This is a genomic window from Cytobacillus sp. MT66 (assembly GCF_058792595.1).
In genome coordinates, this window is record NZ_JBXAFB010000012.1 from 60,951 (window position 1) to 77,269 (window position 16,319).

Annotated in this window: 14 protein-coding genes; 7 read left to right on the top strand and 7 right to left on the bottom strand. The window is 40.5% G+C overall.

What is annotated here, in order from left to right:
* Positions 1-53: 53 nt before the first annotated feature.
* Positions 54-1,592 (bottom strand): alpha-amylase family glycosyl hydrolase, encoded by a 1,539-nt coding sequence (locus tag AC1Q59_RS19040; protein ID WP_492367447.1) that lies wholly within the window; start codon positions 1,590-1,592, stop codon positions 54-56.
* Positions 1,593-1,862: 270 nt separating this feature from the next.
* Here AC1Q59_RS19040 and AC1Q59_RS19045 point away from each other — a divergent pair, with 270 nt between their 5' ends.
* The gene (locus AC1Q59_RS19045) at positions 1,863-2,426 is read left to right on the top strand and encodes a DUF2777 domain-containing protein (RefSeq protein WP_492367448.1); all 564 of its coding nucleotides are present in this window, start codon (positions 1,863-1,865) and stop codon (positions 2,424-2,426) included.
* 62 nt (positions 2,427-2,488) lie between these two features.
* Here AC1Q59_RS19045 and AC1Q59_RS19050 read toward each other — a convergent pair whose 3' ends face one another.
* From AC1Q59_RS19050 to AC1Q59_RS19065, 4 genes are all read right to left on the bottom strand, one after another.
* Entirely contained in the window at positions 2,489-3,913 is a 1,425-nt protein-coding gene (locus AC1Q59_RS19050; protein WP_492367449.1) for a putative bifunctional diguanylate cyclase/phosphodiesterase, read from the bottom strand.
* Between the two features lie 135 nt (positions 3,914-4,048).
* Positions 4,049-4,405 (bottom strand): YisL family protein, encoded by a 357-nt coding sequence (locus AC1Q59_RS19055; protein WP_492367450.1) that lies wholly within the window; start codon positions 4,403-4,405, stop codon positions 4,049-4,051.
* A 180-nt stretch (positions 4,406-4,585) separates the two neighbouring features.
* Positions 4,586-5,479 carry a fumarylacetoacetate hydrolase family protein gene (locus tag AC1Q59_RS19060; protein WP_492367451.1) on the bottom strand — a complete coding sequence of 298 codons (894 nt, stop codon included), beginning with the start codon at positions 5,477-5,479 and terminating at the stop codon, positions 4,586-4,588.
* A 112-nt stretch (positions 5,480-5,591) separates the two neighbouring features.
* Entirely contained in the window at positions 5,592-6,794 is a 1,203-nt protein-coding gene (locus tag AC1Q59_RS19065) for a DUF418 domain-containing protein (RefSeq protein WP_492367452.1), read from the bottom strand.
* A 183-nt stretch (positions 6,795-6,977) separates the two neighbouring features.
* Between AC1Q59_RS19065 and AC1Q59_RS19070 the strand changes: the two genes are divergently transcribed.
* From AC1Q59_RS19070 to AC1Q59_RS19095, 6 genes are read left to right on the top strand one after another with little or no spacing between them, the layout of a single operon-like run.
* Entirely contained in the window at positions 6,978-7,199 is a 222-nt protein-coding gene (locus AC1Q59_RS19070) for a spore germination protein (protein WP_492367453.1), read from the top strand.
* A gap of 15 nt (positions 7,200-7,214) precedes the next feature.
* Positions 7,215-7,433, top strand: a complete 219-nt coding sequence (locus AC1Q59_RS19075) for a spore germination protein GerPB (protein ID WP_492367454.1) — start codon at positions 7,215-7,217, stop codon at positions 7,431-7,433.
* A 31-nt stretch (positions 7,434-7,464) separates the two neighbouring features.
* Positions 7,465-8,079, top strand: coding sequence for a spore germination protein GerPC (gene gerPC, locus AC1Q59_RS19080; protein ID WP_492367455.1), 615 nt, complete (start codon positions 7,465-7,467; stop codon positions 8,077-8,079).
* A complete protein-coding gene (locus AC1Q59_RS19085; RefSeq protein WP_492367456.1) occupies positions 8,076-8,252 on the top strand; it encodes a spore gernimation protein GerPD in 177 nt (58 codons plus the stop codon). The genes gerPC and AC1Q59_RS19085 overlap by 4 nt, the downstream gene beginning before the upstream one ends.
* Positions 8,253-8,255: 3 nt before the next feature.
* Positions 8,256-8,663, top strand: a complete 408-nt coding sequence (locus tag AC1Q59_RS19090; protein ID WP_492367457.1) for a spore germination protein GerPE — start codon at positions 8,256-8,258, stop codon at positions 8,661-8,663.
* Positions 8,664-8,677: 14 nt separating this feature from the next.
* Positions 8,678-8,896 carry a spore germination protein gene (locus AC1Q59_RS19095; RefSeq protein ID WP_492367458.1) on the top strand — a complete coding sequence of 73 codons (219 nt, stop codon included), beginning with the start codon at positions 8,678-8,680 and terminating at the stop codon, positions 8,894-8,896.
* Positions 8,897-8,999: 103 nt separating this feature from the next.
* Here the strand turns inward: AC1Q59_RS19095 and addA are convergent, their stop codons facing one another.
* Positions 9,000-12,758, bottom strand: coding sequence for a helicase-exonuclease AddAB subunit AddA (gene addA / locus AC1Q59_RS19100; protein WP_492367459.1), 3,759 nt, complete (start codon positions 12,756-12,758; stop codon positions 9,000-9,002).
* Complete coding sequence (gene addB, locus AC1Q59_RS19105; protein WP_492367460.1) at positions 12,736-16,242, bottom strand: helicase-exonuclease AddAB subunit AddB; 3,507 nt, start codon at positions 16,240-16,242, stop codon at positions 12,736-12,738. Before addB ends, addA begins: the two co-directional genes overlap by 23 nt.
* Between the last annotated feature and the right edge of the window lie 77 nt (positions 16,243-16,319).

Consider the following 16,319-nt stretch of genomic DNA (forward strand, 5'->3'; position numbering starts at 1 on the left):
AGCGTATATGCTGGTAATCAAAAAGGGGCTGCAAGATAAGCAGCCCCTTTTTTCTATTCGTTCGCACGCTGTTTTTTTGATCTTTTCCAAAGGTAAAAGATAAAGCCAATAAATGCTCCATAAATAAGAATTGAAACGATGACATACGGGATATTTAACCCTGATTTTTCAGCAAGCAGATAAATTTCCGCCTCTTCTCTGTCAAGGAATAGCTGGTATTGGCCGTTTTCTTCTTTTACAAGATCATCAGATAAAAGTCCTCTAATCTCCTTATCTTTTGCCAGCTTATCCGCATCAATAGCAATATTTTGGGATTCTGAGCTATTATTTATCGCAATAACAGCAGTTTGATTTTCATATGTTCGTTTATAAACAATTAAATTTTCCTTTTCACCAAGAATCTCCATTTGACCTCTGGTTAGGCTAGGGAAGTTATTTCTTAACTCGCCAAGACTTGTAATGTAATCAACAAGCTCCTTATCTGTCCGAAAATCCATTTGCCTGTGATTATCTGTTCCAAAGCCCCCATCTAAAGCAATTTCACTGCCATAATAAACAATCGGAATGCCTGGAGTTGTGTAAAGATAGGTCAAAGCAAGTTTCCATCTTGGTCCCGGATGCTGGTTTTTCGTAATTGAATCTCTCGTATAGCGGAAAGTTTTATGATCATCCATTAAGGTCCCCATTAAATAAGGGTCAGAATAGAGCTTCATATTTTTTTCCTTTGCATCTATCAATTGAGTTAAAGGCTGGTCAACCTCCGAAAACGAAGGTCTTAACACCTTTGCAAGCGGATAGTCAATAAACCCATCCATTCCATTACCTTGAGACTGGGCAATTGTTTCTGCATCGGTTGTCTGTATTTCTCCTAACAGATAAAAGCTATCCTTTAATCCTTTTACTTCTTTGGATAATTCGGAAGAAAAACTATTTGGAGTTTTATTTACCTCATCAATGACTAAACCGTCGATATCTGTCTCAGTCACCCACCATTTGGCAGTTTCAATTAAATAGTCCCCTGCCTCTTTATGATCTAGATTCACTTTAGGCAGCCCGTTCAGCCAGCTTGAGTCAAACGGTTCGGGACCGTCCGCTTCTGTTTCCTTTTCTGAAAGGATCCAGTCCTTCTTTGATTCATCCGTCACCCAAGGATGTGTGTCAGAAATATGTGTAACAGGGAAATCCAGGATAATCTTTATCCCTTTATTATGGGCTTGATCCACTAGGGTCTTGAACTCGTCCAGTGTGCCAAAATGCTCTTCTGTGCTGCGGAAGTCATTGACCCAATACCCATGATATCCTTTATCAGCATTATCAAAAATAGGCGAAAGCCAGATGGCCGTAAAGCCCATATCTTTTATGTAGTCCAATTTTCCGATGACCCCTTCAAAGTCCCCGCCATGAAAAGCGTCTGGATCTAACGAATCCACATGATAATCATTATCCGTATTCCCATTGCTGTAGCGATCCACCATTAAAAAATAAACCGATTCATCCTGCCATTTCCGATCATTAGGATCGGCTGCCCCTGCCGGCAGAGCGTATATAAACAAAAAAGGGATTAATATGATAGACAGCAGCCCTTTTTTCATAAGAGCACCTCCTGCAAACGTCCTTTTTACAACTCTTTTAGATTAGCCTTTAATTCATTTTCCGTCAAACAATAATATGTGAAATCTCTGTGCTATTATCACAAATACCATTTTGGGAATACGATTCTGTATCAGAAAACCCTTTCACAGAATATCCTTTAATAGGGAGATTTTCACTAAATTTTCTTTAAGTAATTAAGCCACCTGTTTGGTTTAAATACTATGAAAAATGTCTAGAAAGATATTGAGTGCAGCAATTGGAGGTATTGTATGAATAGGCAGCAGCGAACGAAACTTATAGATTACCAATCCCGTGCATTTAATGAAGGGACCATTGAATATATAAATGATCAATGGGTATTTTTTGATAAAGAAACTGAAGAAGCTTCATTATTAGATGAATTCCTCCACCAGGAAATTGAGATATTTCGATTTAAACGATGGAGAAAAGGAACATTATTTGAGGAAGGAAAACTTACCGCAAATGATGAAATTATTCTTCTGAAAGATCAGGATACCATCCGCATCCGCAAGCTTCTTGTTTTATCATTGGAAAAATTATTAAATGACATGTCGGACGATGCATTTTTTCAATTTGTAACCACCTTAAATTCCATGGATTTTTCCGTTTATGATTGTATTTATTGCTACAATCAGCTTGCGTTCCTTGGAGGCAGCAAAAGAAAGAGCGGAGTAAATTTCATCGTTTTTGATAATCAGGAACATATCTGCAATGTACAGCATCATTTTAATTACTATGAGAAGACGAATGATCGTTTTGAATTCACATTAAATAGCGGAAAAAGGATGGTAATTGAAAAGATTTCCTCCTAAACAGAAAAAATGGCCATAATCTTCTGCAGCAAACCTTTCGTGCAGATGATTATGGCCGATTTTTATTTAGTATGAAGTCCTTCTTCAAAATCAGCTGAGGTCAATGGTTTATGGATATAAAAACCTTGTGCATAATGACAATTCAGTTCCTTCAAAAGATCCATCTGTTCCTTTGTTTCTACCCCTTCTGCCAAAACTTTCACTTCCAAGCCCTGCCCCATTGTAATAATCGCTTTGACAATGGCAACATCGAACGTATCAATTCGAAGATTATTAATAAATGACCGATCAATCTTCAATGTATTAATCGGCAAATTCTTTAAATAGCTAAGCGATGAGTAGCCTGTACCAAAATCATCTATGGAGACTTTTACGCCAAAATCCTGCAGTGCCTTCATAACTGAAATGCTGTATTCGACATTATGGAGCATCGTGCTCTCCGTTAATTCCAGCGTTAAATATTTCGGTTCTAGATCAGCTTCTGCCAATGCATTTTTCACATCATCTAAAAAACCGGGCTGCTGAAATTGATAGGCCGATACATTCACAGCTACTGACAAATCCTCATGGCCAAGAAGATGCCATTCCTTATTCTGCCTGCACGCCTGTTTTAGAACCCAGCTTCCAATTTCTTTAATCAACCCTGTTTCTTCTGCGAGCGGAATGAAGTCAGCCGGCGGTATAGTGCCAAGTGATGGATGGTTCCAGCGGATTAATGCCTCACTTCCAAATACCCTTCCTGTATGCAGATCAATTAAGGGCTGGAACATTAAATAAAATTCGCCCTTTTGAATCGCTCTTCTTAAATAACTTTCCATCTCAAGCCTTGATGAAACCTGCTCATTCATTTCAGTGGAGAAAAACGTAATTCTGTTTCCTCCCTGCGCTTTCGAGCGATTACCCGCGACATCAGCGTTTTTTAGGAGTACATGGACATCTCTTCCATCATTAGGATAAAAGCTGACACCTATGCTAGCTGTTATAAAATACTCATGATCATCAAAAATGATGGATTTAGCAATTTCCTCTAAGATAGGCTTGCAGGTTTTCATAACCTCTTCTATTTTTACTTCTTTTGATAATATGACAGTGAATTTGTCCCCGCCAAACCTGCCTATGTATGCCCCGCCTGGGAGCACTTTTTCAATTCTGTAGGCCAATTCTTTCAAGATAATATCCCCAGCAAAATGGCCAAGGCTATCATTAATCATTTTGAAGCGATCCATATCAATAGAAAGAACAGCAAGCTGCCTATCTTTGGCCTTGGCCACTTTAAGCATGTTTTCCAGCTGTCTAGTTAAACGCATACGATTAGGCAGCCCTGTATCATGGTCAAAATTAGCCAGTTCGGCAAGTTTATCTTCTATACTATATACAAAATCATTTATATAACTAAAAAGAGATTGATAGTATTGTTCAGATACCATAAGGCGCTCTTTAAGCTCAAGGAACTGATCCTGCAAGCTTTTCTCATTATCTTGTGTCATCCGATGAACCCACCATTTATTTTTCATTAAGATATTAAGATAAAAATAACATAAATTTTGCCAACTTAACATAAAAAAAAGAAAAAGCTGCCCATTAATGCAGCTTTTTCTGGAAAAATGACGAATTTTGACGAATTAAGTAAGGAAAGTCAGCGGAAGAACATGAAATCCTAAGTAAAGAACAGCTATCAGGAATACAATAAATAGCAGCCAGAACATTCCTGTATTCTTCCCTTTTACCGCACGCACCAGAATCATTTCCATCATGCCAATCACCAAAATACCAACAATCGTTTTTAACATATATAAGGAATCAATACTGTGCAGGCTGCTTAAAATCCATATGCCTGTGCCTATAGTTAAAATATAGAACAGCCTTAAAGTCATATGGACGACTTTTAAACCTTTTGATTTTCCGCCTTTATGTAAGCCAAGAGCTACAAAGAAAAGAATAATTGCTAAAAGCCATGTCGTTATGTGAGCGTGAATCATTAAATATCCTCCTTAACTTAACTTCAAATCGAATACATCATACCATATCCAAAATAAAAATACTAAAGGAAAGGGTCTGGCAGAATTCGTGTATGACAATATTGTGACAAATTAAAAAGCCTGTCCTTTTCAGCGGATTCAAGCATCTTCTCTCGCAAAAAGGACCAGACTCTTTTTAAATTAACCCTCTATTTGATTTGAAAGTGTTCCCACTTTTTCGACAGTGATTTCTACAACATCTCCTGGCTGAAGGAAACGCGGCGGCTTCATGCCTTTTCCAACTCCCGCAGGTGTGCCTGTTGCAATAATGTCTCCCGGTTCAAGTGTCATGCCTTTAGATAAAACAGAGATTACTTCGTCAACTGGGAAAATAAAGTGTTTTGTATTAGAATGCTGTCTTACTTCCCCATTTACTTTTGTCTGAATGTCTAGATTATTTGGATTTCCAACAGCTGAGGAATGAACGACCCATGGACCCATCGGGCAGGTTGTGTCAAGGCTTTTTCCAATAAAGAACTGCTTATGGCGCTTTTGCAGATCTCTGCCTGTCACATCATTAATAATGGTGTAGCCAAAGACATAGTTAAGTGCATCTTCCTTTTTAATGCCTCTTCCCTTTTTACCAATAATAACCGCAAGCTCCCCTTCATAATCAAGCTCATTCGTTACATCTGCATGGTGCATCACCTTATCCTGGTGAGCAATGACTGTTGTCGGTGACTTAGTAAATACCATGACATGCTCTGGAATATCATCCTTGCTTCCCATCTCAATGGCATGATCGGCATAATTCTTTCCAACACAGAAAATATTTTTGGATGGACGCGGAATTGGAGCCAGCAATTTTACTGAATCAACCGGTACATATAGCTCCTCATTGTCAGCTTCAAGCAAACTATGTACTTTTTCTGTAAAACTTTCTCCCAATGCAATACACTCTGCCAGTGTTGCAGGAAAAGTATTATTTCCGAAATGCTTTTCACTGGCTTGTCCAATTGGCAGAACTCTTCTATCATCCTTGTCCATTACTCCGACAAAGGCTTCTCCATTCCATTCAGCAGTTACGAATTTCATATGAACATCCCATCCTTTTGCTAAAATATGTTTTAGTAATATTCTAAATTATACAGTTTTTTGGTCTATATTGATAGAAAAAAATATACGGATAGGGCCTCAGGATCCTTAATTATTGCCCCAGTGATTTTGTATCCCGCTTTAATTTTGGCAGATTGAAATAAGTAAAGCTTCTCCAAACCCACTCAACCGGCCCGTAATAGAAGCGGCTGATCCATAGTCTGCTCAGCACTATTTGCAAAAGATAAATAAGGATTACTAGGATCGTTCCTGTTAATACGGAAACTTTTCCGTAAAATCCTAAACCATAATGATAGAAAATGAAGGTTGCGATAATCGACTGAAAAAGATAATTGCTCATTGATAGCTTGCCAATATAGGAGAAAGGAGAAAGTATCTTTTTCATTTTTATCTTTTCGGCAAGAAGAGCAATACCCAACCCATATCCAATAGCAAGCAGGGGCCCGCCAAAAATATCCTGCATATAGTCGGTTGCTAAGTTTTGTCCAAAAATATAAGGCACTAACTTGAAAGCCATTCCTCCTGCAAGCCCAGATATCATAAGGAATCGCAGCCATCTCCAGTGCTTTTTTGGCGCCTCTAGCCATTGCAGCTTTGCTGCCCCTCCTCCTATTAAAAATAATGGGAGGATAGAGATTATCATAAGAGGCAAGGAAGCAAGATTATTCGCCATATACCAATCGTTAAATCTCTGCCTGAAAATCGCTGAAACAGTGCCATTTTGATAGTTTGCAAGAGCTTCACTGGCCAACTGCGGATCATATAAAGGCTCTGATGATGCAGTGGGATCAAAGAGGACCGCAACCGCAAGCAGCATAACAAGGAGCACATTTGGAATGATATAAATACAAGCTCCTATTATTAGTAAGCTCTTTCCTTTTAATTTTATAAATAGCAGAAATAAAAAACCCATCAATGCATAGGTTATAAGAATATCGCCATGCCAAATGAAAAATGCATGGATCATCCCAATAATCAAGAGCATTAACAGCCTTCTGACAGCCATTGTCCGAAATGGCAAACCTTTTGAAATAGCTCTCTCCCGAAAAATGACCAGACTATAGCCAAATAATAAAGAAAAAAGAGTATAAAAACTTGCCTGCACAAAAATATCAATCAGTGAATAGACAGCCTGATCTGCGGGTCCCCCCCACCACTTTTCAGGATTCAAATACGGGTATGGCGAGTGGAAAGACAGCATATTTACAAGGAAAATGCCAAGAATAGCAAATCCCCTCATCATATCTAAAGAAATAATCCTTTCCTTCTCTTGAACAGGTCTTATTTGGTTCATAAATCCTCCTCATAGAAACATGGGGACGGTTCTCCCGTTTCCAAAAATTTCAATTTTTCACATCTCAAATCAGAATAACTTAATTAAATAAAGCTGTAAAGTCAATTTAGGCATTCTAATCACAATCCTTCTTTTGAGACATACGATGTAACTAGGAATTTCTAAAAAAGGGTGTTTTTATTTATGCCAGCCATAGTCGGAGTCGCTCAAGTATTATCTATAGGGAATGGCGGGGTTTTTAATATTGGGGATGTATATAAAATAATGCCCATTTCAAGTGCAAAAACTTTTGCCGGTGCCGGTTCATTTAATACCGGAGATGGCCTTCAGGTAAATAACCATCAAAGCTCAACCAATACCTTTGATGTGGATACCTTTGATCAAGGGAATTTATTAAATGCATAATAAAGGTGATTATTTATGAATTTTTATATACAGCAATCCATTCATATTCATTATATTAAAATTGGCGGTGTTACCAATTCATCCGTTCTGCAGATTGGCAGTGCAGGAATCATTAAACCAAGCTCACACTTATATAACACTGGGGGATTTACCAAGCCGGCTCCTGTAGCTTCGGATATTATTACAACCGATTTGCTTCAGTCACCTCAGGTTCCTTTAACGTCTACATCTTAACGAAAGTCAAAAAAAGGGCGGTGTTTGTAAAATGGATATTTATTCTTATCTTCAGCAGCTGCATCATTTTATCTCCTATCAGGAACAGAGGATTCAGGCACTTGAGAAAAAAATACAGCTGCTTGAAACGGAAACAGAAAACTTAAAAACCCGGCCTGCGATTAATATCGATACAATTGAATATAAGTTTGATCAGCTTAAGGTTGAAACACTTGAAGGTACCTTGAATATTGGATTAAATCCTTCTGATTTGGAAAACATCGAGGATTTTGCGGTGGGCAATAATCAGATTCATACCCCGCCTTTTTCACCTGAAAATCTTATGCAAAGAACAATCAAAATTGAAGATGCGATCCGGGAATTTTTAGAAAGCAATCTGCCTAAAATTGTTGCAGAGGCAGAGCAAAAGTTAGATATTACAGCCGATCCATCCTGCGTTGACTTTATCAGGGATGACATTCTCAGACAGCTGCCAAACAGAATCAGCCACCATCTCAAGCAAATCCCGCATACTTCCCGAAATGATCAGGAACAGGATGCTTTAATTGAAAACATTATCAATCAATTAAAGCAAGAAATTCAAAATGGGGTCCACACTTTTATGCAAAATCTGCCTGAAAACATGAAAGGGTTGAAGAATGAATGAATTTTCAAGTCTATAATCGGGAGCTTTGTGTCGGAAGCATCAGGGTGATTGGGGTATCCAGCTCCTCCGTATTAATCGTTGGCGATGCAGAAACGATTCAGCAAAGTTCAATCTTTGATACACCAGCAGAATCATTAATTATTGGACCATTTGTTCCGCTGGAAACGGAGTAGTTCATGATGTTTGTTCGAACATCTGTTGTTGATCATTTAAAGGTAGATGCGCTGTCACACTCTTCTGTTGCTGAGATTGGCGATTCCGCTTTTATCCACTGCCTATCTAGGGCACTGGCCGTCAAGCGGGAAGAAGAGCTATTTTTCACCAATGAAGGAAGCTTTAGAAAATACGATGTCTTCTCCATGCCGATTCCCATGGAGCCTATTGTGGAAAGGATGACTATGCAGACAACGAATCTTAAACCGATCATCAAAGTTAATAATATAGATATCCTCGGTGCATCTGCTGCCTCAGTCATTCATATAGGAAGCAGCAAACATATCGCAATGGAAGCAAGAGTCAAACATATCCGCCAATTAAAGCCGGATATAATATTGGGGTCAGATGGAACACAAATGTTTTTATAAAAAGGATGTATGCTATGCCAGCAATTATTGGTCCCGTGCAAATCATAAATGTCAGTGGCGGCATTGTTCAATTTGGTGATTCCGTTTATATTTCTCCGAAAAGCAATGCTAAATCAACTACTGGTCAAGGTGCACTGAATACGGGCGGTATTATTTTTGCTAATAACGGCTTAAATGCCAATAACGTCCTAGACACCAATCTGATTGACCAGCCTACAGTCGGAAACAACTAAAAAAAGGGGTCAGTCCCCCGGCACTGTGACGCATTAAACCACCGGGGGCCTGACCCCCATCGCGTTAATGCGTTAATCCGCCGGGGGACTGACCCCCATTGCTTTAAAGTGATAAAATGTGGCCGCCGTCAAAGAAGAATAGGTAGCGTTCACTGATTTGTTTTTTGAGGATTTGCTCGAGTGCTTTGGCGTACATTTGAATTTGCACTTTGTAGCGGTCTTCTAGGATTGGCTTTGCCTCGGCAATTCCGCCTTTAAACCGGCCGGTAATCCGATCGGTTTTATAGTCGAGCAGGACAAGGCCCTTTTCATCCCAGAAAATACAGTCAATGATTCCCTGAATGAGAACCGTTTCATCTTCCCCCTGCCAATCACTGTATATGTCGCTGGCTGGAAAAGCAAAACTAAACGGCACCTCTCTTCTAAGTTCCTTTGCGAGGATCATCCGCTGGCCGAGGTCTGTTTCGAAAAAGCGATAGACATCACTTGGATCAAGGACCTCATATTGTTCAGGAGTGAGTAATTCTTTTTGGACCATTTCCTCCATTTTTTCATCAATAGAGCTCACTGTGATCTCTTTTTTAAGATCAACATGCTGCATGACTAAATGCATAGCCGTTCCGCGTTCAGCCGGTGATAAGGATTTCTCCTGCATAAATTGCGGCCTGTCAAATAACGGCCCATTTAGTTTTTTGACAAATTCTGTTCCGCTGTCCTCCTGTGAAAAGACCTCTCTTTGTCTCTTTACTTCTGAAACCGACTGCTTAGAGCGGTGACGAGAGGCATATTTATAAGGATAGGCCCATGACAGCTGTGCAGCTACCCTTTCCTTTAAATGAGATTGGACTGGAACAGGCTCGCCTGCATACACCTTTTGCAGCAATGATTCATCAATGCTATCAGTTTCCTCCGTGATTCCGGCCGCATCCTCGCTCGTAAGCAGCCGAATTGTCCAGCTTGAAGGATGCGCAGTAATTTCTTCAGCAGCAAGGGGGCTGATACTTGTTCCCTCTCCTCTAAGAATCTCACAATCTTTATGTCTGACTAAAGAAGGACCGATCCAATCCAGGAAGCAATTGGCTGATACCCGGTCAAACTCGTTTAATGTCCATTGAGTATTGTCAGCACTTTGAACCCACTTACTAAGTTTTTTTTCAGCATCTTTTACCGAAGAAACTAAATACAATTTTTCCTTAGCTCTTGTTAAAGCAACATACAGTACGCGCATCTCTTCAGCAAGCATTTCCATTTTCTTTTTCTTTTTAAAAGCCATCTGTGCAATGGTCGGGTAGGAAATTCTCTTTTTGGCATTAACATATTTTGCTGCAAACCCGAATTCCTTATCAAGCATATATGCTTTTCTTAAATCCATTGTGTTAAATTCTCTGCCCAGACCTGCTATAAAGACAACAGGGAACTCCAATCCCTTGCTGCTGTGAATCGTCATCAGGCGAACAACGTCCTCCTGTTCCCCTAAGGCCCGGGCGGCACCGAGATCTTCACCAAGATCCTGCATCCTCTCAATAAATCTTAAGAAGCGGAATAAACCTCTGAATGAGGTTGATTCATACTGGCGTGCACGGTCATATAATGCTCTTAAGTTTGCCTGCCGCTGCTTCCCGCCAGGCAGCCCGCCGACGAAGTCGTAAAATCTGGTTTCTCTTAATAAATGCCAAATAAGTTCAGACAGCGCACCCTTTCTTGCCATTGAACGCCATTCTTTCAGACCATCGTAAAATGGCCGGACTTTATCATACAGCTCTTCCAAAAGAGCATCAGGCTTACTTGCGCATAAGGCAGCTAATGCATCATAGAAGGAAGATTTTTTATCTTGAAGTCTAATTTGTGCAAGTTCTTTTTCTGACAAACCAACAATCGGTGACCTAAGGACAGAGGCAAGCGGGATATCCTGATAGGGATTATCAACGATTTTCAGCAGCGACATCATAATCGAAATCTCAGTCGCTTGAAAGTAGCCTGTTGATAGATTTGCATAGACTGGAATTCCCTGCTGTTTAAATTCCTCCATAATTTGCGGCGCCCAAGTCATCGAGCGAAGAAGAATGACTATATCCCGATACATAGCGGGACGGCTTGATTTTGTTTTAGGATTATAGACTTCCTTTCTGCCAGCAATGATTTCTTTAATTTTTCCAGCCATATATCTTGCCTCAAGCTGTGATTGAGCAAGGTCAGCTGCATCAAAGCCTTCCCCGCTGTTTTCTTCGGGCTCCTCTATATCTAGGCTCTGCATATCAATCATGGCAAGCTCTATAGGATACGAATTCACTTCAGGATATGGTGCCCCAGGAATTAACTCTGCGGCCTCATCATATTCAATTTCACCCACTGATACATCCATAAGCTGTTTAAAAATATAATTCGTGCCATAGAGAACCTCTTTGCGGCTCCGGAAATTTTTCGCAAGATCAATCCGCAATCCCGCTGTTTCGCCATTCACTGAAAAACGATTATATTTTCCTAAAAATAAATTTGGTTCAGCAAGCCTAAAGCGGTAAATGCTTTGCTTTACATCACCGACCATAAACATATTGCCCTCTTCTCGTGAATCAATAGCTGCCAGTCTTAATATCGCCTCCTGGACCATGTTCACATCCTGATACTCATCAACAAGCACTTCTTTGAATTTCTTCTTGCAGCTTAAGGCTGCGGCTGATGGAATGACAGTGCCATCATCGTGTTTTTCAGCAAGAATATCAAGACAATAATGCTCCAGGTCGGCAAAATCGACAATGCCTCTTTCGGTTTTTACTTGATCAAATTTGCTTGAGAATGATTTTACAACAGAGACAAGCGTTTCGATGTGAGGCTTCATCTCACTCATGTCACGAATGTAGCTTTGCGGTTTTCGAGAAAAAAGTTCAGATTGCAGATCTTGAATGATTTTTTTCGCCTTATCACGCAGCTGTTTCGCCTTATCCGCTAAATGACTGTCATATTCATCACCTTTGCAAGTCTTCAATCTGCCAAAGGACCATGACTGCATCGCTTCGTAAAGTGTTTCCCAGGATTCTCCTTTTGCCATTAACAGTCCTTGTACAACCTGCAAATCCGCAATAAAATTTTCTGCTCTTGGTGCTGGTCCCCCAGGTACCTTCGTCAGTTCTAAGGCGTATTCGAGCAGCTGTTTTGCTCCATTTAATTGCCGTTGGGCGTCCTGCAGCAGAACATGGGTAAATGGAAGGTCCTCAATTTTCGCTTCATTTTGAACATCATACATCTTAGCCATTGAATCAAGATATTGGTCCGGGTTAGGATTGGCGCGGGCAAAATCATATAGATCCAGAACAATATCCTGAAGCGCTTCATCACTTCGGTCATTTGAAAACGTATCAACAAGCGCAAAAAAAGCTTCATTTCCCTCTTTGCCATACTCCTCTTCAAAAAGCTCACTGAGCACCTCGTCCCGTAAAAGCTGAGCTTCTGTTTCATCTGCAATCCGAAATCCAGGGTCGATATCAATCATATAATAATATTTTCTTATCATTTCCAGGCAGAAGGAGTGCAGTGTAGAAATAGAGGCTTTGTTTAATAGTGCCAGCTGCTTGCGCAAGTGAATAGACTTTGGATTTGCATTGATGGCCTTCTCAATCGCCTCGCCAATTCGATGCCTCATTTCCGCTGCGGAAGCATTCGTAAAAGTAACGACAAGCAGCTCATCAACATTAATTGGATCTTCCTCTGAAATAATTTTATTGATGATCCTTTCAACAAGGACGGCTGTTTTACCCGATCCTGCAGCAGCCGCTACCAGGATGTCCTGCCCTTTGGCCATGATGGCCTCCCACTGGCTATCTGTCCACGTTGCCTCTTTTGGTTTAGCGGGTATTTGTGATTTCATGGCCGCCGGCCTCCTTTCTTATTAATTCAAGCACTTTTTCCTTTGGCTGCTGTGGCAGTGCGCGATAATTATTGGCTTCAAGGGATTCGTCAAATTGACAGACTGGCTTAAAAGAACAAAACGTACAAGGCGTTCTCTCCTTCATTTTGTAAGGCGATATTTCCACATTCCCTTCAACAATCTGCGTGCCGGTTTTTGTATAAATGTTCTTAACAAATTTGCGCAAATCCTGAAATTCCTGGCGGCTTGCCACTTTTGAGCGTTTAGTTAAATCGCCGTCCTTTTTAAAGCCGGCTGAAATAATCGTGGAATCTCCTGAATCCAGTGTCTGATCCATAAGCCTAATGACATTTTCATCACCAAGAAGGAGGCCATCCATTTTAAACTTTTTAAAGATTTCCTCTTCTATTTCATCCATTGTCAGCATTTTTGATGTGCTGATGATGGGGTTATGAACATGAAAATATAATACACCTGCAGGATCTGCATCGGCCCCAACTAAAATCTTTGAGTGGGTGATGACGATATCCAAATATGTCAGCATTTGCAGAGCAAGTCCGTAGTAGACCTCGTTAATATTTAAATCTCTTGAGCTGGACTTATAATCCATGACACGCAGAAAGACTCCCTTGTCATCCTGGGCCTTATCCACCCGGTCAATTCTGCCGATAAGTTCCATCTTCATGCCATTTTTCAATGGAAAAGTCAGCGGAGGCAGTTCACCTTTTGGGCCAAAGCTTAGCTCAAGGCCTACTGGGGAAAAACCGCTCGCCTTAGAGTGTTCGCTTAAAATATAGGATGCACGGCTAATGATTTGCTCCAGCTTTCTTTTTATATAAAAATGCCTATTTGAGCTTAATAGAATCTCATTCTGCAATTTTGGCGCTAAGCTTTCCACTGCTTCCTGGGCAAGAATTTCACATTGTTCTCTAGTCAGATGACTCCAGGAAAGCTTTCTATTCATTACCGTTTCTGCAATATATTTCAATGCTGCGTGAAATAGCTCGCCGATATCTGGAGCTTCAAGGCGGTAAATTTGCCGTTCTCTAAGCTTTAATCCATGTTGGGCAAAATGGGAAAACGGACAGCCATGAAATAGTTCCATTCTTGATACGCTTGCCTGAATGGTGTCCCCATACAGCTCTTTGCTTAACTGGCCATCCAGCTTTTCTGTCCGGTTTTCATAATTTAAACTTGAAAGCACCTTGAGGGCTGCTTGTTTCCAAGTATCATTCTTAAGATAAAAATTATATACGTCCCACCAAAAATCATAGATTGGATAATTTCTCTTTTTCAGCTGTAACTGCGATGCAAGAAAAGCCATAGCAGTCTCTAAATTAGATACATACTCCAGCTGCTTTTCTTCAGGCAGCTCTGCCGGATCTGCCAAATAATCATCTTGCTTGCATTGCGGCAATATATCTTGAATTCTTTTAATATAGGATGACGGCATTAATGCTTTGCCTTCTTCGTTGGCAAGCGGATAGCTGATAAACAGCTGATCTGTTGGGGTTACAAAAGATTTATAAGCGATAAATTCCTCATCAAGAAGCCTCGTTTTACCTGTTGGTGCTATTTTAAGGCCTTTTGTGAGCAATAGCTCCCTTTCATCATCGGCCAATACCCCATCCTCAGAAAACTTCGCAGGAAGGACGCCCTCATTCAACCCAATGACAAAAGCCGCTTTAACGTCTGAAAGCCTTGATACCTCTAAGTCTGCTGTAGTAACCTGATCAAGTCCTGGAGGGACAAGTGAAAAGTTCAGCGTCTCCATGCCTGCATCAAGGATAGAGGAAAATTCCTTTAAAGATACCTCTTCTTCGCCTAGCATTTCTACATACTGATCAAGCAGTTCCATAATGGCCTTCCATGCTTGTCCATGCTCTCTTGCTTTAACTAAATTTCCCTTTTCCTCTTCGGCAAGCTTCCACTGTTCCAGTTTAGCAGGGACATCCAATTCCTCCAGGAATAAATAAACTGCCTCACAATATTGCCGCCCGATGCTCGCATTATCCAAGCGTCTTGACAATCTTGCAATCGGTTCAGCAATCATAGTTCTAAGCCTATTTAATTCTTCTTCTGTTTCTTTTTCTGCATCTGTTTGGGCAAATGACCCAAATTCAAGCCCACGGATTCTCCTGTACACCCAACGTTTTTTATTTGTCCATTTTTCACCTTGTATCCCATTGGCAAGGACATAATTTTCCAGCCTGTCCATTTGTTCGCGCAGGACATCGGCATCGAGTTTTACTGGCAATAACAGCTCTGTCTTTACAGCCCTGAAAATTGGTTCATAGCGCCACTTCCCGATTATGACCTCCAGGACAGAACGTATGCATTCCACTAATGGATGATTAAGCATTGTCCGTTTCTGGTCAATAAAATGAGGAATATGATAATCTTGGAACACCGTTTCAATAATCCCGAAATAGTCCGCGCCATTTCTTGTAAGAATGGCGATATCCCGATACCGGTAGCCTTCCTTCTGGACTAGTTGAATAATCTTCCTGGCTATGCCTTCGATTTCCGCTCTGCGATTGACCGCATGTGCAATATGGACGCTTGTTTCCTCCAGAAAGCTTACAGCAGGCCTGAAGTCAAAGTTTTTCTCGAGATGCTTTAAGGATGGGTGCTTCCATCTTTTTTGCTCTGTCAGAAGCAGCTCTTCAATTGGCACATTATTGGTCTTCGCTATTTCAACTAATGTCTGGCAGCTTTCTCCAGACATTCTGAATAAATGCAGCTCATCTGGCGGCACCTGATCAAACGGCTTATCAAGCGTTAAGGCAATCGTTACTTTTTGGCAATGCTTCATCAATTGCTCGACGACCAAATATTCATGAGGTGTAAAGCTATAGAATCCATCAATATAGATATGGGCAGACTTCAAGTATTCGGATTTGGCAGCCTGATTGGCAAGCAGGGTAAAATAATCCTCCGAATCGATATATTTCTCGTGCAGAGATTCTTCAAAACTTTGGTAGATTAATTCAAGATCGTGAAGCTTATCCTGAAGCGCCTTATTTCCTTGTCCTTTTTCGAATTGGTTTTGCTTGTAGGACAATTCCTCCGGCTTAACACAATATCTTTTGAACTCTGTCATCATTTTTTCAACTTGCTGGATAAAGCCAGTTTTGTTAGCAGCCCGCTGGAAAAGCTTTAGATCATCTTTTTTCTCATCGATAATTTTTCGAATCAGCATGCTGATTCCCACGCTGTTCAAATGCTTTCTGCTTAAGCCGCCTGTTTCCTGAAGAATACGCCAGGCAAGACGAGTAAATGAAAAAACCTGGGTCCGGATCATTCCGCCTAGACCTGGTGTAGTAATTAATTTATATTCTGATAGGAATGTCATTTGTTCCGGCACTAAATAAATAATCGGCGGGCCATCATAGGGATTAGACCTTAGCTCATTACGAATTTCATTTAAACAGAGCTCTGTTTTTCCGCTTCCGGACCGGCCTATTAATAATCGTACAGACACGGATAACCCTCCCCTTTCCTAATAAATACAGTTCAATCCTATGTAAGTATTTTATCATAGAAGCAGAAGAGTTTTTG